Origin of the sequence: Hymenobacter ruricola, assembly GCF_015694525.1 — a bacterium.
Lineage (GTDB): Bacteria > Bacteroidota > Bacteroidia > Cytophagales > Hymenobacteraceae > Hymenobacter > Hymenobacter ruricola.
The window spans coordinates 1-15,296 of the sequence record NZ_JADQDM010000015.1 but is presented as its reverse complement, the minus strand read 5'-3'; the positions used below and the strand labels follow the sequence as shown (position 1 = coordinate 15,296).

14 protein-coding genes, 2 tRNA genes and 1 pseudogene are annotated in these 15,296 nt (G+C 61.3%); 7 read left to right on the top strand and 10 right to left on the bottom strand.

Annotated features, from left to right (window positions below; translation table 11 throughout):
- Positions 1 to 108 precede the first annotated feature (108 nt).
- The 4 genes from I2H31_RS20205 to I2H31_RS20190 form a co-directional block, all read right to left on the bottom strand.
- Complete coding sequence (locus tag I2H31_RS20205; RefSeq protein WP_196294866.1) at positions 109 to 1,107, bottom strand: isocitrate/isopropylmalate dehydrogenase family protein; 999 nt, start codon at positions 1,105 to 1,107, stop codon at positions 109 to 111.
- Positions 1,108 to 1,242: 135 nt separating this feature from the next.
- Positions 1,243 to 1,554, bottom strand: a complete 312-nt coding sequence (locus tag I2H31_RS20200) for a YtxH domain-containing protein (protein WP_196294865.1) — start codon at positions 1,552 to 1,554, stop codon at positions 1,243 to 1,245.
- Between the two features lie 241 nt (positions 1,555 to 1,795).
- Entirely contained in the window at positions 1,796 to 2,992 is a 1,197-nt protein-coding gene (gene nusB, locus I2H31_RS20195) for a transcription antitermination factor NusB (protein WP_196294864.1), read from the bottom strand.
- A 110-nt stretch (positions 2,993 to 3,102) separates the two neighbouring features.
- The gene (locus I2H31_RS20190; RefSeq protein ID WP_196294863.1) at positions 3,103 to 4,194 is read right to left on the bottom strand and encodes a Glu/Leu/Phe/Val dehydrogenase; all 1,092 of its coding nucleotides are present in this window, start codon (positions 4,192 to 4,194) and stop codon (positions 3,103 to 3,105) included.
- A gap of 266 nt (positions 4,195 to 4,460) precedes the next feature.
- Between I2H31_RS20190 and I2H31_RS20185 the strand changes: the two genes are divergently transcribed.
- Both I2H31_RS20185 and I2H31_RS20180 read left to right on the top strand, forming a co-directional pair.
- A complete protein-coding gene (locus tag I2H31_RS20185) occupies positions 4,461 to 6,245 on the top strand; it encodes an ABC transporter ATP-binding protein (protein ID WP_196294862.1) in 1,785 nt (594 codons plus the stop codon).
- A 54-nt stretch (positions 6,246 to 6,299) separates the two neighbouring features.
- Positions 6,300 to 6,724 (top strand): annotated as a pseudogene (locus I2H31_RS20180) (VOC family protein).
- A gap of 4 nt (positions 6,725 to 6,728) precedes the next feature.
- On the opposite strand, the gene I2H31_RS20175 reads toward I2H31_RS20180, so the two are convergent.
- The gene (locus I2H31_RS20175; RefSeq protein WP_196294861.1) at positions 6,729 to 7,181 is read right to left on the bottom strand and encodes a T9SS type A sorting domain-containing protein; all 453 of its coding nucleotides are present in this window, start codon (positions 7,179 to 7,181) and stop codon (positions 6,729 to 6,731) included.
- Between the two features lie 190 nt (positions 7,182 to 7,371).
- On the opposite strand from I2H31_RS20175, the gene I2H31_RS20170 reads away from it, so the two are divergent.
- A tRNA-Pro gene (locus I2H31_RS20170) sits at positions 7,372 to 7,445 on the top strand.
- 103 nt (positions 7,446 to 7,548) lie between these two features.
- Positions 7,549 to 7,622: transfer RNA gene (locus I2H31_RS20165), tRNA-Pro, on the top strand.
- A gap of 202 nt (positions 7,623 to 7,824) precedes the next feature.
- Here I2H31_RS20165 and I2H31_RS20160 read toward each other — a convergent pair.
- Positions 7,825 to 8,358, bottom strand: a complete 534-nt coding sequence (locus I2H31_RS20160; protein ID WP_196294860.1) for a hypothetical protein — start codon at positions 8,356 to 8,358, stop codon at positions 7,825 to 7,827.
- Between the two features lie 12 nt (positions 8,359 to 8,370).
- On the bottom strand, positions 8,371 to 9,528 hold the full coding sequence (locus I2H31_RS20155) for a zinc-dependent alcohol dehydrogenase (protein WP_196294859.1): 1,158 nt from the start codon (positions 9,526 to 9,528) through the stop codon (positions 8,371 to 8,373).
- A 263-nt stretch (positions 9,529 to 9,791) separates the two neighbouring features.
- On the opposite strand from I2H31_RS20155, the gene I2H31_RS20150 reads away from it, so the two are divergent.
- Both I2H31_RS20150 and I2H31_RS20145 read left to right on the top strand, forming a co-directional pair.
- Positions 9,792 to 10,511 (top strand): hypothetical protein, encoded by a 720-nt coding sequence (locus I2H31_RS20150; protein ID WP_196294858.1) that lies wholly within the window; start codon positions 9,792 to 9,794, stop codon positions 10,509 to 10,511.
- A gap of 112 nt (positions 10,512 to 10,623) precedes the next feature.
- On the top strand, positions 10,624 to 11,340 hold the full coding sequence (locus I2H31_RS20145; RefSeq protein ID WP_196294857.1) for a hypothetical protein: 717 nt from the start codon (positions 10,624 to 10,626) through the stop codon (positions 11,338 to 11,340).
- A 6-nt stretch (positions 11,341 to 11,346) separates the two neighbouring features.
- Here I2H31_RS20145 and I2H31_RS20140 read toward each other — a convergent pair whose 3' ends face one another.
- Both I2H31_RS20140 and I2H31_RS20135 read right to left on the bottom strand, forming a co-directional pair.
- A complete protein-coding gene (locus tag I2H31_RS20140; protein ID WP_196294856.1) occupies positions 11,347 to 11,868 on the bottom strand; it encodes a hypothetical protein in 522 nt (173 codons plus the stop codon).
- A 137-nt stretch (positions 11,869 to 12,005) separates the two neighbouring features.
- The gene (locus I2H31_RS20135; protein WP_196294855.1) at positions 12,006 to 13,784 is read right to left on the bottom strand and encodes an ABC transporter ATP-binding protein; all 1,779 of its coding nucleotides are present in this window, start codon (positions 13,782 to 13,784) and stop codon (positions 12,006 to 12,008) included.
- Positions 13,785 to 14,211: 427 nt separating this feature from the next.
- On the opposite strand from I2H31_RS20135, the gene I2H31_RS20130 reads away from it, so the two are divergent.
- Positions 14,212 to 14,937, top strand: coding sequence for a hypothetical protein (locus tag I2H31_RS20130; RefSeq protein ID WP_196294854.1), 726 nt, complete (start codon positions 14,212 to 14,214; stop codon positions 14,935 to 14,937).
- Between the two features lie 183 nt (positions 14,938 to 15,120).
- Here I2H31_RS20130 and I2H31_RS25840 read toward each other — a convergent pair whose 3' ends face one another.
- The gene (locus tag I2H31_RS25840; protein ID WP_394368976.1) at positions 15,121 to 15,288 is read right to left on the bottom strand and encodes a T9SS type A sorting domain-containing protein; all 168 of its coding nucleotides are present in this window, start codon (positions 15,286 to 15,288) and stop codon (positions 15,121 to 15,123) included.
- Positions 15,289 to 15,296: the final 8 nt, after the last annotated feature.

Sequence of the window (15,296 nt, the reverse complement as noted above, 5' to 3'; positions counted from 1 at the left end):
GGCATTTGTCATCCTGAGCGCAGCGAAGGACCTTATCAAGTTAGAACGAGTTGTTCCAGGGTGAGAGGTCCTTCGCTGCGCTCAGGATGACAAACTAATGCTGAACAATTACAGCTTATCGATAATGTGCTGGGCAAACTCGCTGGTGCTGGCGCGGCCGCCGAGGTCGCCGGTGCATTGCTCGGGGTGCAGCAGGGTAGCTTCCAGCGCTTTTTCAATCTGGTCGGCCTTGGCGTGCTCGCCGAGGTAGTGCAGCATCATCAGGGCCGAGCGGAGCAGGGCGGTGGGGTTGGCTTTGCCCTGGCCCGCAATGTCGGGGGCCGAGCCGTGCACGGCTTCAAAAATGGCCATGTTGTCGCCGATGTTGGCGCCCGATACCACGCCCAGGCCGCCCACGAGGCCGGCGCAGAGGTCGGAAAGGATGTCGCCGAACAGGTTGGTGGTCACCACCACGTCGAACTGCTCGGGTTTGTTCACCAGCTGCATGCACATGTTGTCGATGATTTTATCCTCGAACACGATGTGCGGAAACTCGTTGGCGGCCTCTTTGCAGGCGTTGAGCATCAGGGTGCCGGCCATTTTCAGGATGTTGGCTTTGTGGGCCAGGGTCACCTTTTTGCGGCCGTGCTTGGCGGCGTAGGCGAAGGCCGCGCGGCAGATTTTGCGCGAGCCCTCCACCGTGATGCGGTTGAAGGAATCGGCAATGCCCAGGCGCTCGTCGTACACTTCGAGGCCCGAGTACAGGCCTTCGGTATTTTCGCGGAACAGCACCAGGTCGATGCCCTCGTAGCGGGATTTGATGCCCGGCGTGGTTTTGGCGGGGCGCACGTTCTGGTAAAGGTCGTACTTCTGACGCAGCGTGATGTTGATGCTGCGGAAGCCTTTGCCGACCGGGGTGGTCAAGGGGCCTTTCAGGCCTACTTTGTTCTTCTCAAGTGACTTAAGCAGCGCGGTGGGAATCAGCTCGCCCGATTGGTCGAAGGTGGTTTGGCCGGCGTTCTGCTCTTCCCACTGCACAGGCACCTGCGCCGCGGCAAAAATATCGGTGACCGATTTCGTGATTTCGGGGCCTATGCCGTCGCCGGGAATGAGGGTTACTACGTGCATCTGGTTAAAGTGCTGATGGATTAATGTGCTGATGTGCTGCCGGCTAGCCTACCATGCCGGAATGGCGGTACCGATGAGCCGAAAGCGGCTGCAAAGGTCTGGCGTAGCACATCAGCACATCATGAAATCAGCAAATTAATTGCCCTTGCGGGAGTTAATTTGGTTGATGAGTTGGTCGACGTCGCCGAGCAGTTGTTCGGCTTTCGATTTGGCGTCGGAAATCACGCGCTGGCCTTCGCTTTTGGCCGAGGACTGGCCCACGCCTTCGCGGCTGGTCACCAGGCTGTCGGTGAGGTCGGCCAGCACGGAGCGGTATTTTTCGAGCTGGTAGCTGAGCCAGGAGCGGGTTTCGCTGCCGGGTTCGGGGGCGTAGAGCAAGCCAAGGGCCGCGCCGGTGAGGGCGCCGCCCGCGAAGCACAAGATGCCGGTGGTGGTTTTGCTGGCCATGGTCGTCGGGATGAGGGAGAAGGTGGGAAATGAGTTCGAGCCTGAGTACGCAGAAACCCGGCCGTGGGTGCAAAGGTGGCTAATTGGGCCGAATTTGCGAACGCCCAGAACTGACAAACGCGGCGTCATGCAGCGCGTAGCGAAGCATCTTTACTGCTTCGCTGCGGTTAGCATTGATTACCATTGAGGTAAAGATGCTTCGCTGCGCTCGGCATGACGTTTAGGTGTTGTTCTCGCAATCTTACTGGTTGTCCAGCAGGCCGCGGCCCGATTTGCGAATGTCGCCACTGGCCGCCAAATCGGTGGCCAGCTTATCCAGAATGCCGTTTACAAACTGCTTGCTCTTGGGCGTGCTGTAGAGCTTGCTGATTTCGATGTATTCGTTGATGGTCACTTTCACCGGAATGCCGCGGAAGAGCTGCATCTCGGTGAGGGCCATTTTCAGGATGATTTTGTCGAGCAACGCCACGCGCTCCACGTCCCAGTTCTGCACCGAGCCGGCAATGAGCTTCTCCATCTTGTCGTCCTCGATGAGCGTTTGCTTATAAAGCGTTTCGGCAAACTCGCGGTCATCGGCCCAGTTGGCCGAGAGGTTCATGAGCTCCTGCTTTTCGTCGGCGCCGTGGGGCAGCATCTTGAGCGTCTTCAGCACCAAGTTGCGCACGATGGGCCGGTTTTCCTCCCAGTTCAGGTCGGCTGCTTCTAATTGGCGCGGCAGCGCGTCGCCCTTGAACACGAAGTCTTTGTAGAGGTGCCGCAGGATTTCCAGGTCGGTGTTATAGTCCAGCTCGGGCGCGCCGGTGTCCTTGCCGGCCAGGTAAGTCCGGATGGTTTCGTCGGCCTTCATTTCTTCCCAGGCGGCGCGCAGGGCTTCGGTTTCCTCGGCGCCTTCCCACTGCAGCTTGCGCCGGATGGTGGTGCTCTGCAACTGCTCGTTGGCCATCAGCTTGGCAATGGCTTTGTTCTGGTGCAGGCGGTTGGCGTCCAAGGCATCCTCGCGCGGGCCCAGGCGGCGGCGCTCCTCGCGGCTCTGCTCTTCTTCAATCACGCCCAGCAACGCCGCGGGCAGGTTGAGCAGGTGCAGGTACTGGTCGTGAATGCTTTCGGCGCCCACCAGCAGCTGCCCGGCGTAGAGTTCGGCGTCCTTCTTCACCTGGTTCTGGAAGGAGTTGATGGCGTCCGTCACGGCTTTGTCCACGGCCTTATCATCGGTCTTTTCGAGCGTCACGCCGGTGCGGTACCAGTCGCGCAGTTGGGCTTCGCCCAGCTTGCGCTGGCCTTCCAGCTTTCGGCGGTCGGGGGCTTCCTTGGCGGTCAGGTCGGGCTCGAAAGCAGCCGCAATACGGTCCTGAGCCAGCATTAAATCGGCTCCCACCGCTTGGTGGTAGGAGTAGAGCGACTGCATGACTTTGATACGGAGGAGGCGGCGGTTGAGCATGGGGTGTTAATTATGAATTATGAGTTAGGAATTATGAGTTAAGCCTATGAATCAACTAAATATGAGTTGACCGAGAATCTGCCCCAGCCAACTCATAATTCATAATTCCTTTAGTAGGTCGACTTCACCTTGCCCACGTTGGCAATGCGCTCCTTGGCCTGCTTGATGGCGGCGGCCTGCGGGTGCGAGTGCTCTTCTTCGGCTTTCGCCAACACCTGGAGGGTGAAATCGTAAATTTTCTCGGTTTGGGTGAGGGCGCCCTGGCGGCTGGCTCCCGTCACTTCAGAGTACACGTTGATGAGGCCGCCGGCGTTGATGAGGAAGTCGGGGGCGTACACGATGCCGCGGCGCACCAGCTCGGGGCCGTGCTGGTTTTCTACTTTGAGCTGGTTGTTGGCGCAGCCGGCCACCACCTGGCACTTCAGGCGCGGAATGGTGTCGTCGTTGAGCGTAGCGCCCAGCGCGCAGGGCGAGTAGATGTCCATGTCCTGGTCGTAGATGTCGTCCAGGCCCACGGCTTTGGCGCCGAAGCGGGCGGCGGCTTCCAAAGCGCGGTCTTCGTAGTAGTCGGTCACGATGAGCTTGGCGCCCTCCTTCTGCAGGTGCTCCAGCAGGTAGGTGCCCACGTGGCCCACGCCCTGCACGCCAATGCGCTTGCCGGCCAGGCTCTCGGAGCCGAAGGCCTTTTTGGCGGCGGCTTTCATGCCCATGTAGGTGCCGAAGGCCGTGACGGGCGAGGGGTCGCCGGAGCCGCCCATGCTTTCGGGCAGGCCGGCCACGTGCTTGGTTTCCATGCGGATGTACTCCATGTCCTTGGTGGTCATGTTCACGTCCTCGGCCGTGATGTACTTGCCGTTCAGGTTTTTCACGAAGCGGCCAAACTTGCGCAGCAGGGCTTCGGTCTTCAGCGTTTTGGCGTCGCCGATGATGACGGCCTTGCCGCCGCCCAGGTTGAGGCCCGAGATGGCGGCCTTGTAGGTCATGCCGCGCGAGAGGCGCAGCACGTCGTTGAGGGCTTCCATGTCGGAAGCATAGTGCCACATGCGGGTGCCGCCCAGGGCCGGGCCCAGCACAGTGTTGTGGATGCCGATAATGGCCTTCAGGCCCGTCTCGTGGTCGTGGCAAAACACGACTTGCTCGTGCTGGTGCTCGGCAATCTGGCCGAAAATGGCCTCGGGGGCCAGGGTTTGGGCTTCAATCATGGGAATGAGTGAATGGGGTTGGTGGGAATTGTGGGATGGGTTGGGAACAGTGCAGCGTAACTTTGTTGGGTCTTATACGCAAAAGCCGGAACGTCATGCAGAGCGGAGCGAAGCATCTTTACCGCGCAACGTAATTCATTTTACTACCGCGGTAAAGATGCTTCGCTCCGCTCTGCATGACCATACGCGGTATGACGTTCTAGTTTCTCTTTCAGGCCGCAAAAGTACCCCAATTTTCCCGAACCGGCCCCTTTCCCACCCAGCCCGTGCGCGCCCTCTCCGCTGTCAATCCCTTCATTTACCGCTACAAGTGGCATTTCCTCGCCGGGGTGCTGTTTGTGGCGTTGAGCACGCTGCTGGCCATTTTTCCGGCCCAGCTCGTGCGCTACGCCTTCGATTTGGTGAACGAGGGCATCGACCTCTACCACCTCTACGCCGGCACGCAGGCCCAGAGCGGCGTGTACCAGCTGTTCGGCCGCAACGTGCTGTTCTACGGCCTGCTCATCATCGGCCTGGCCTTGCTGCGCGGCATCTTCCTGTTCTTCATGCGCCAGACGCTCATCGTGATGTCGCGGCACATCGAGAACGACCAGAAGAACCAGATTTTCCTGCATTACCAGTCGCTGCCGCTCAGCTTCTACCGCCGCCACAGCACCGGCGACCTCATGTCGCGCATCAGCGAGGACGTAAGCCGCGTGCGCATGTACCTCGGGCCAGCCATCATGTACTTCCTGCAGCTGGTGCTGCTGTTTCTGCTCATCGTGCCGCTCATGCTCCTCGTGAACGTGAAGCTGACGCTCTACACGCTGCTGCCGCTGCCCATTCTGTCGGTCAGCATCTTCTACGTCAACAACCTGATTGAGCGGAAGTCCGACGAAATCCAGAAGGCGCTGTCGGGCATGACCACCTTCGTGCAGGAGGCTTTTTCGGGTATCCGGGTGCTGAAATCCTTCGTGCGGGAGGCCGACTCGCACGAGCAGTTTGCCAAAGCCAGCAACGAGTACAAGGAGAAGTCGCTGAGTTTGAACTTCGTTAACTCGCTGTTCTTTCCGCTCATTCTGTTCCTCATCGGCCTGAGCACGCTCATCACCGTGTGGGTGGGCGGGCAGGAAGTCATTCGCGGCACCATCACCACGGGCACCATCGCCGAGTTCCTGATTTACGTGAACCTGCTGACCTGGCCGGTCACGGCCCTGGGCTGGACGTCCTCGCTGGTGCAGCGGGCCGAAGCTTCGCAGGCGCGCATCAACGAGTTTCTGGACCAGAAAACCGACATCGTCTCGCGCCAGAATGTGGCGCGTGAGCTGGCCGGTGACATCGTGTTCGACCACGTGTCCTTCACCTACCCCGACACCGGCATTCAGGCCCTGAAAGACGTGAGCTTCCGCGTGCGGCCGGGCCAGACGCTGGCCGTCATCGGCAACACGGGCTCGGGCAAAAGCACGGTGGCCGCGCTGCTCTGCCGCCTCTACGACGTGTCGGAAGGCGCCATCAGCGTGGACGGTACCGACGTGCGCGACTACTCCCTCACGGCTCTGCGCGGTCAGGTGGGCTACGTGCCGCAGGATGTGTTCCTTTTCTCCGACACCATCCGCAACAACATCAACTTCGGCCTCGACCAACCCGACGAAGCCCGGATGTTGCAAGCGGCCAAAGATGCCGACGTGTACGAAAACATCCTGGCCTTCCCTGAGGGCTTCGACACCAAAGTGGGCGAGCGCGGCATCACGCTCTCCGGCGGCCAGAAACAGCGCGTGAGCATGGCCCGCGCCCTGGTGAAAGAGCCGAAAATCCTGATTCTCGACGACTCCCTGTCCGCCGTTGACACCAAAACCGAAAACGCCATTCTCGGCAGCCTGCAGCGCATCATGGCGGCGCGCACCAGCCTCATTATCTCGCACCGCGTGAGCTCGGTAAAGCTGGCCGATGAAATCCTGGTGCTCGATGATGGCGTGATTGTGCAGCACGGCACCCACGATGCTTTGATGGCGGAAACTGATGGGTTGTATCGGGCACTGTACGAGCGGCAGCTGCAAACGGAAGAAGCGTAGGGTCGTAGCGTGGACTCTGCGAGTCCGCGCTTGTCTGTGCATGACCAACCTTTTATGCCCGGACTCACAGAGTCCAGGCTACATCTCATGAACCAACGTTTGGCCCACGTCACCCTACTCGTTCGTGATTACGACGAGGCCATTGCCTTCTACACCAGCGTGCTGGGCTTCGAGCTAACGGCCGACCAAAACCTGGGCGGAGGCAAGCGCTGGGTAGTTGTCACTCCGCCCGGTCCGGCTGGTTGCGGCTTGTTGCTGGCCGAAGCCAAAACCGAGGAAGAAAAACGCGGCGTGGGCAGCAGGGCGCCGGCCGCGTGTGGCTGTTCCTGCATACCGATGACTTCTGGCGCGACTACCCCCTAATGCAAGCGCGGGGCCTCCATTTTCTGGAAACCCCGCGCAGCGAAGTGTACGGCCACGTGGCCGTGTTTGAGGACCTCTACGGCAACAAGTGGGACTTGCTGCAGCCGCGGGGCTAGCTGGTTACTGCCCTATCATCACGCGGCGCATGCCGGTTTTCTCGTAGGCGGTGCAGCGCACGATGTAGGCGCCGGCCGGCAGTTGGCTCACGTTGAGCACGGCGGCTATCTGGCCATTGAGCATGGTGTGGGTGATGACGGGGCGGCCGCCGGCGTCGGATACTTCCACGCGGGTGGGGCCGGGGTTGTCCGTTTTCACGGTGAGCTTGCCCGCCGCCGACTCGGCTTTTACTTTAATGGCGTTGGGGTTGGCGGCGGGCGTTTCGGGGGCCGGGGCGATGAGGCCCGGATTGGCAGCGGCTACGGGAGCCGCAGCGGGGGCTGGCGCGGCCACTGCACCATTAGGCAAAATGGCTTCTTCTTTGGCCGCGGGAGCGGCGGTCGGGGCAGGAGTTTGCGCGTAGGCAGCCCCCGAACCCAGGGCGCTGGCAAGCACAAATAGTAATAACTTTTTCATAAGTAGGATAAGAGCAGGATGGAGTAAAACGACCTATGTAAAGCTAAGCAATTCTGGGGCCGCTTCAAGGGCACAGAGCTTCTAGATGGCGGCGGCAATAACCGCCGAGGCATTATTTACGAAACTTTCTTTGGGCGCGGCTTGCACCGCTCTCAAAAAAAGTCTTACCTTTGTCGCTCCAATTACCAATCGGGGTGTAGCGTAGCCTGGTATCGCGCCAGCATGGGGTGCTGGAGGTCGTAGGTTCGAATCCTGCCACTCCGACGGAAGAGCAGCCGCTCACAAAGCCTCCGAACTTTCGGGTTCGGGGGCTTTTTTCGGCCGCAAATTGGAAACTAGAAAACCGGTCGCCCCATCGGCCGGCTTTCGGGGTGTAGCGCAGCCCGGTAGCGCGCGTCGTTCGGGACGACGAGGCCGTAGGTTCGAATCCTGCCACCCCGACTCGAAAACAAACTGAAAAGGCCCGCTGAACAGAAGTTCAGCGGGCCTTTTGGCTTTTAAGCAGATTAATATGGGTTTGTAATCGAACGTCATGCTGAACTTGTCGAAGCATCTCGCGCGCTTTAGTAAATGATTACCATAGCACGCGAGATGCTTCGACAAGCTCAGCATGACGTTCTTCCAAAAACCGCTTGGCTACCCGCTAGCGGCTGGCCGAAGCGTAACGGCGGCCTAGCTCCCGGCGGCGCGGCTTGTCGCCTTTGCGGGTGAGCAGGAAGATGCCACCGCCCACCACGGCCGCGAAGGTAGCCAGCTTCACAATCATGCCCTTTTTGTCGTGCTTCCACTCGGCGGGGTAGCCTTTTTCGGCCCAGATGTTGGGCACGGTGCCGTGGGTTAGGTCTTCAATGATGCCTTCCACCACGTTCACTTTGTCGGCCATGAGCAGGGGCAGCCAGTGCAGGTACTCGTTTTCGCTGTACTTGAAGGCGAAGCGCCGAATCATGCCGCTCAGGCCGGAAGGCGCCGGGGAGTTGCCGGTGACGGCGGCCAGATTGGGCCGCTCGGTGGAGTGCAGGATTTCGCGGTCGGGCACTTGTTGCTCCGGCCGTTGCCAGGTGTAGCCCTCGTGCTCCTGGCCGTTGCGCTGGCGCATGGGATAGGTGGGCTCGTTGCGAGGGTCGTTATCGATGCCCCAGCCGGGGATGTGAGCGAAGTCTTGGGCGGTTTTTTCCATGATAGCGGGGCCTTAGCTGTTGGCGGTGGGGGGGATGAGCACGGGCTTGATGCAATTGTCAAGCTTGGCCGAGAAAATGCGGTAGCCGTCGGCCACTTCTTCCAGCGGAATGCGGTGCGTGAGCAGCAGGCTGGGCTTGAGGATGCCGTTCATGACGTGGTCGATGAGGCGGGGCAGGTGGCGCTTCACCGAGGCCTGGTTGGCCCGCACGGTGAGGCCTTTGTTGAGCACGTTGCCGATGGGCACGAGGTTGTCCGTCGGGCCGTACACGCCCACGATGGACACCACGCCGCCCTTGCGCACCGAGTTGATGGCCCAGTGCACGGCCGTGGCCGAGCCGGCCTGCAACAGCGTTTTGCGGCCGGTGATGGTTTGCATGGCGTTGCCGGCGGCTTCGGCGCCCACGGCGTCGATGCAGGCGTCGGCCCCAATCCAGTCGGTTTGCTTTTTGATGAACTCGACCGGGTCGTCCATGTCGGTGCGGAAGTTATAGGCTTCGCACTTGGCAAAGTTCTTGGCAAACTCCAGGCGGTAGTCGTATTGGTCGATGATGATGACGCGGCCCGCGCCGAACAGCCAGCTGCAGCGCGCCGCCATGATGCCCACGGGGCCAGCGCCGAATACTACCACCGTATCGCCCTTCTGAATGCCGGCCATTTCGGCGGCCTGGTAGCCGGTGGGCGTCACGTCGGTAAGCATCACGGCATCATCTAGGTCCATGGTGGGCGGGATGATGGTGGGGCCGAAGTTGGCGTAGGGCACCCGCACGTACTCGGCCTGGCCGCCGTTGTGGCCGCCGGCGGTGTGCGAGTAGCCGAAAATGCCGCCCACGGCCGTGGCTTCGGAGTTGGATTCGTGGCAGTTGCCGTACATGCCTTCCTTGCAGAAGATGCAGCGGCCGCAGGCAATGTTGAAGGGCACCATCACGCGGTCGCCCACTTTTACTTCGGTCACCTCGGCACCGACTTCCACGATTTCGCCGATGAACTCGTGCCCGAACGTCGTGCCGACGCGGGTGTCCGGCACGTTGCCGTTGTACAGGTGCAGGTCGGACCCGCAGATGCACGAGCGCAGCACCTTCACAATAGCATCCTCGGGATGCATGATGGTGGGCATGGGTTTTTGAACGGCGCGGACCCTTTTGGGACCCCTGAATTCCATTGCTAGCATGGTGACCTCCTTTAAATAAATGTGGAAAGAGCCGGCTCTGGAAAAAAAGCATTTTCTTTTCGAAAGTCCGGCAGGACTTCAAGCTGTACTGCCTGCGCCGGGCAGGGTTTCTGTTTGGGCGGCCGTTGCGGCGGAATTCAGTACTTGTTCGGCAGATGCGTACGTGCGGCTCCGTTTTAATACGGAGAAATAAAGAGAGGGCCCGATTAGCCGGTGCAACAGGCTGTACTTTTATAGCATCACCGATTTTCTACCTTTTTCGCATGAAAAAAATAGGGTTCCTTGTCCTGTTAGCTGCCAGCATCCAAGCGGCATGGGGCCAAAGCATCGAGGCCGGCACTGTTTCGCTGGGTGGCAGTGTGGGCTACAGCCGCACTACTACAAATACGACCAATACCTCCAATAATGTCAACACCATTCCCATCTCCACAACCACATATTCATTTGAAACGACAAATACGCGCTTTATTTTTTCGCCAGTAGTGGGGTACTTCATTGCTGACAATATAGCGGTCGGGGTTAATCTTGGCTATCAGGCATCTAAGGATGTATCCACTACTTCCGCCCCGAGCCCACCACGGGAAGCGCTTCCCGCTACTATAACGTTGCAAATAGGCCCGTACTTTCAATACTATAAACTGCTGAGTGCGCAATTTGGCATATTAGGCACATTGAGCGCGGGCTATCAGAAGTCCAACGCGTATGGGTACGATAATGGGGGCAACGGCACGACCGTACTCGAACTAAAGGGCTCCGGCATCTATGCTAGCGTCACGCCTGCTATCGTATTTTTTCCCATCGCGAAACTTGGCCTCAGCGCTTCTATTGGTTCGCTCGGCTATAGCCAGTTCGATTACAATTTCCCTACTGGCCTCAACATTGTAACGCCGGCCGGACACCAGTCTGAAACGAGTACTTTCGGCGCCACCTTCGGCTTCAGCCAGTTGCAGTTCGGCGGCACGTACTATTTCGGCCGCGAATAGGGAATCCGGGCCTTGGCGCAGAGTCTTGGCTGCGAAAGCAGCCAGAGCTTTTTTATGAGTTCAGAAAATCATTTTAAATCGTATTTTCAGGAAATCATTTACCCCAGAGCCCATGAAAACCACATTTACGCTACTGGCGCTGCTGGGCGCCGCTCTTGGAGCGCCCCGCGCGCGGGCCCAATGCCATGCGTTTTATTCGCCGGCTTTTTACCACAGCTGCCATCAGAAGCGCGACTCCTGCGCGGTGGACAAGCCGCTGGTGCCGGGCCGCTGGGCCGGCTACGCGGGCCTGCTAGGCGCCACTGACCGCCGGGGCACGCCCTACGCGGGCTTCGACCTGGAAGGGTATTACTGGGTGGGGCCCCGCTGGAGCGCGGGGCTGCGCGGCACGCTAACGGCGGAAATGCCGGTGGCCAGCGCCCCGGCCGAGGTGTACGCCGGCGCCGCCCAGCCCCGGGTAATGCTCTACAGCGTCACCTTTAGCACCAACCTGCTGCTGAAGGACAACACCCGCTGGCGGCTGGCGGTGCAGGCCGGGGCCGGCCTGGGCGGCGCCAACCTCTACGACAACGCCCGGCAGGTGTCGGTGAAAGGCGGGGGCTGCGGCTGCACCCATGCCGAGCGCATTGCGATGACCGCGGCGCCCGTCAGCGAGGTGGGGCTGGCCGCCACCTACAAGCTGAAAAGCAAAAACGCGCCCTGGCTGACCCTGCGCGGCGGCTACCGGCAGTGGAACGGCGGGGCTTCCTTTGGTACGTTCAACCAGTTTTCGGCCTACACATTGAGCCTGGGCGTCTCGCTGCCCGACGCCCCACCCCGCCGGAAGTAGGCCGGGCTACTTCACCCCAATCCAGACTTCGGAGGCATCGTTGGCCCCGAAGCGCTCCAGGTAGAAATTGCCGCGCTGGGTGAGTTTCTGGTTTTTGATGGCGTCGAGGGCAGCGGGGTAGAGCTTGTTGGGGGCCAGCAGGTAGCTCACGCCCTGCAGGCGGGCGGCCACCACGCGCTGCCCGGCCGGCACAAAGCGGTAGCGGAAGCCAGCTGGCAGGGGCCGGGCGGTGTCGGCCACGGCCAGGCCGATGAAGGCCGTGATGGTGTCGTGGGCCGTCTCGGGGTCGTTGAGGTAGAGGTTGGCGAGGTCGCCGCCGAGGCGGGCCTGGGCGTCTTTGGCCTGGCGAAACAGGCGGCCGAAGGCGTCGCCCGTTACGGCGCCGTGGTAGGGCTGGCCGGCCAGGTAGAGCGGCGCCGCGCTGGTTTCGAGGGCTATTTGGGGGCTGCGGGTGCCGCCGAGGTAGGCGTAGGTGCCGGCCGCCAGGAGGGTGAGCAGGATGATGGCCAGAAAAAGGTAACGGGTCATGGTATCTGGGTGGATAATAGGCCGTCATGCAGAGCGGAGCGAAGCATCTTTACCTTGATACTAACTCAATCGAGAGAATTACTATCGAGGTAGAGATGCTTCGCTCCGCTCTGCATGACGGTGGTTTTGCGCAGGGGTTACGACTCGTTCGCCACCACGTACTGCATGCGGTACAGCTGGGCATAGTAGCCGCCTTCGATGCGCAGCAGCTCCTCGTGGGTGCCGGTTTCTTTGATTTCGCCCTTGTCGAGCACGATGATGTTGTCGGCTTTCTGGATGGTACTCAGGCGGTGGGCGATGACGAGCGAGGTGCGGCCCTGCATGAGCTTTTCGATGGCCGACTGGATGAGCTCTTCGGTTTCGGAATCGACGGAGGAGGTGGCTTCGTCGAGCACGATGACGCGGGGCTGGTACACCATGGCCCGCACGAAGCTGATGAGCTGGCGCTGGCCCACCGAGAGCGTGGCGCCGCGCTCCATCACGGGGTAGCCGAGGCCGTCGGGCAGGCGCTCGATGAAGCGGCGCGCCCCCACAAGGTCGGCCGCTTCCCAGATTTGCGCGTCGGTAATGGTTTTGTTGCCCAGCGTGATGTTGTCGCGGATGGAGCCGGCGAACAGGAACACATCCTGCAGCACCACCCCGATTTGGCGGCGTAGCAGGCTCAGGTCGTACTCGCGCAGGTCGCGGCCATCGATGCAGATGCTGCCTTCCTGGATGTCGTAAAAGCGGCTCAGCAGGTTGATGATGCTGGTTTTGCCCGCGCCGGTGGCGCCCACAAAGGCAATGGTCTGGCCGGGCTTCACGTGGAAGCTGATGTCTTTGAGCACCCACTCGGGCTCATTATAGGCAAACCGGACGTGCTTGAACTCCACGTCGCCCCGGATTTCGGCCGGGGCGTAGGTGCCGGTGGTGGCGATGATGTCTTGGTTGTCGAGCAGCTTGAGCAGGCGCTCGGTGCTGACGAGGCCCAGCTGCAAGGTGTTGAAGCGGTCGGCAATCTGGCGGATGGGGCGGAAGAACAGCGCGTTGTACATGATGAAGGCAATGAGCGCGCCCTTTGAGATGGTGCCCTCAATCTGGCCCTGGGCCGCGTACCACACCAGCAAACCGACGCCGATGGCAGCCAGCACCTCCGCTACCGGGAAATAAATGCTGTAGTAGAGCACCGAGCGGATATTGGCGTCGGTATGCTCCTTGTTTATCTGCTCAAACTTGCGGAACTCGCGCTCCTCGTTGTTGAAAATCTGGACCACGTTCATGCCCGTGAGGTGTTCCTGCACGAAGCTATTAAGCTTGGCCACGGCCGTGCGCACGTCCTGAAACGAGCCCTTGATTTTCTCCTTGAACACGTAGGTGCTGAACAGCAGCGGCGGAATCACCGACAGGCTCACCAGCGTCAGCCGCCAGTCTATCCAAAACATGAAGGCCATGATGAAGAGCAGCTGCAGGATGTCGCCCACCATGGCCGCCAAGCCCTCGCTGAACACATCGGACAGGGTTTCCACGTCCGAGATGTTGCGCGTCACGAGCACGCCGATGGGGGTGCGGTCGAAGAAGCTGAGCTTGAGGCCGAGCAGGTGGCGGTAGAGGTCGGTGCGGATGTCGCGCACGATGTACTGGCCCAGCCAGCCGCCGTAGTACGTCTGCAAATAGCTCACGCCGGCGTGGGCCACCAGCAACACCAGCAGCAAGAGAAACATGAAGTTCAGTCCCTGCATGTCGCCCTGCTCGATGCTCACGTCGACCATGCGCTGGATGAGGAAGGGGCGCAGCGTGCCCAGCACCGCCGTGGCGATGGTGAGCACAATGAGGCCGATGAACACGCGCCGGTAGGGGCGCACGTAGGCCAGCAGGCGGCGCAGCACGGCCCAGTCGAAGACCTGGCCGGTTTTGGTGGCGGAAGTGGTGGGGTCCATAAGTGGGGGCAAAGGTCGGGAAGAAACCGCGCGCGGAGGCAAAGGGTTGGGCGCGGCGGAACGAACGGGACGCCGGACCAGCGCGCGGCTACGATACGTCCGAAACCTAGCCCGAGCCGTCCGAAGCCCGGTCGCAAGCGTCCGAAGCCCGGTCGTGAGCGTCCGAAGCCGAGTCGTAAGCGTCCGAAGTCGGGTCGCAAGCGTCCGAAACCCGGTCGTGAGCGTCCGAAACCCGGTCGCAGGTGTCCGAAGCGCGGTCGTGAGCATCCGAAGCCGGGTCGTGAGTGTCCGAAGCTGGGTCGTGAGCGTCCGAAGCCGGGTCTGCGTGCTTTTTGCAAGCCTAGGTGGAAAGTGCCGGAAAATCAGTACACTTGTGCGCCGCCTGGAAGCGCCAGGCCGGCCGACGCCACCTCTTTCTTTTGTTTGTATGGATGCCCCCCAGGAAAAACAATACGCCATGACCACGGTGCTGGTCAAATTCATCGACGACAACGGCGAAGCCATTGGCGCCAGCGAGGTGGCCGCCGCCGAAGCCGCCGACATCGCCCCGGCCTACGCCCTGCTCACCGCGGCCGTGGGCGGCACCCCCGTCAACACCAAGCCCGTGACCGAGCAGGCCACCACCGCCCGCGCCGACCTGCTGGCCGTGCTGCCGGCCCTGCTGGGCCCGTTGCGCAGCATCGCCACCAAAACCCACGACACCGCCCTGCTGGCCCACGCCACCCTCAGCGCCCGCCAGCTCGACAAAATGAAGCCCGAAGAGCTGCGCGACGTGAGCCGGGACCTCTTTGCCGCCGCCGACGCCCGCGCCGCCGCGCTGGCCCCCTACGGCCTGAGCAAGGCCGTGCTGGCCCAGATGCGGGGCCTGCACACGGCCTTTGCCGGCACCGTGCGCAGCACGGCCAGCCTCATCGACCAACGCAGCGAGGGCAATCAATCGGCCGAAGACCTGCTGGCCGACCTCATGCAGCAAGTCTACGAGCTCGACAAGCCCATGGAAGTCTTTCGCTTCCTCAACCGCCCCCTCTACGACGCCTACAAGCGCGCCCGCCGCGTGGGCAGCAGCGGCGGCAAGGGCAGCAAGGGCAAAGGCAGCAAGGGCAAAGGCAAGGGCGGCGACCAGGGCCCCGCGGGCTCGCCGCCCCAGGCCTAAGCCGTAGCCCGGCGGCGTCAGAACAGGCCTATAACAATAGAACGTCCTACTGAGCGCAGCCGAAGCATCTCGCGTGCAATGGTATTCCTGACGATTGGATTACTACCACCCGCGAGATGCTTCGGCTGCGCTCAGTAGGACGTTCTGTGGTTTTTTACGTCCTGCGGGCACGCTGCCCCAGGCCTACTCCACCACCAGCTTTTTGGTGAAAGACGTGCCGGCCACTTGCACGCGCACGGCATACACGCCGGGCGCCAGCCCGGCCAGGGGCAGGCGGGCGGCCCCGGTGCCGTCGGGCGCCACCGTCAGGCGCTGCTCCGGCCTCACGGCGCGGCCCAGCGCGTCGCGCACCTGCACGG

What these genes read in the sequence shown, in the direction of transcription:
- I2H31_RS20130 (WP_196294854.1), top strand. Translation starts at nt 14,212, where the DNA reads ATGGATGCCCCCCAGGAAAAACAATACGCCATGACCACGGTGCTGGTC.
- I2H31_RS20175 (WP_196294861.1), bottom strand. Translation starts at nt 7,181, where the DNA reads ATGAAAAAGTTATTACTATTTGTGCTTGCCAGCGCCCTGGGTTCGGGG.
- I2H31_RS20150 (WP_196294858.1), top strand. Translation starts at nt 9,792, where the DNA reads ATGAAAAAAATAGGGTTCCTTGTCCTGTTAGCTGCCAGCATCCAAGCG.
- I2H31_RS20160 (WP_196294860.1), bottom strand. Translation starts at nt 8,358, where the DNA reads ATGGAAAAAACCGCCCAAGACTTCGCTCACATCCCCGGCTGGGGCATC.
- I2H31_RS20140 (WP_196294856.1), bottom strand. Translation starts at nt 11,868, where the DNA reads ATGACCCGTTACCTTTTTCTGGCCATCATCCTGCTCACCCTCCTGGCG.
- I2H31_RS20135 (WP_196294855.1), bottom strand. Translation starts at nt 13,784, where the DNA reads ATGGACCCCACCACTTCCGCCACCAAAACCGGCCAGGTCTTCGACTGG.
- I2H31_RS20200 (WP_196294865.1), bottom strand. Translation starts at nt 1,554, where the DNA reads ATGGCCAGCAAAACCACCACCGGCATCTTGTGCTTCGCGGGCGGCGCC.
- I2H31_RS20205 (WP_196294866.1), bottom strand. Translation starts at nt 1,107, where the DNA reads ATGCACGTAGTAACCCTCATTCCCGGCGACGGCATAGGCCCCGAAATC.
- I2H31_RS20155 (WP_196294859.1), bottom strand. Translation starts at nt 9,528, where the DNA reads ATGCTAGCAATGGAATTCAGGGGTCCCAAAAGGGTCCGCGCCGTTCAA.
- I2H31_RS20190 (WP_196294863.1), bottom strand. Translation starts at nt 4,194, where the DNA reads ATGATTGAAGCCCAAACCCTGGCCCCCGAGGCCATTTTCGGCCAGATT.
- I2H31_RS20145 (WP_196294857.1), top strand. Translation starts at nt 10,624, where the DNA reads ATGAAAACCACATTTACGCTACTGGCGCTGCTGGGCGCCGCTCTTGGA.
- nusB (WP_196294864.1), bottom strand. Translation starts at nt 2,992, where the DNA reads ATGCTCAACCGCCGCCTCCTCCGTATCAAAGTCATGCAGTCGCTCTAC.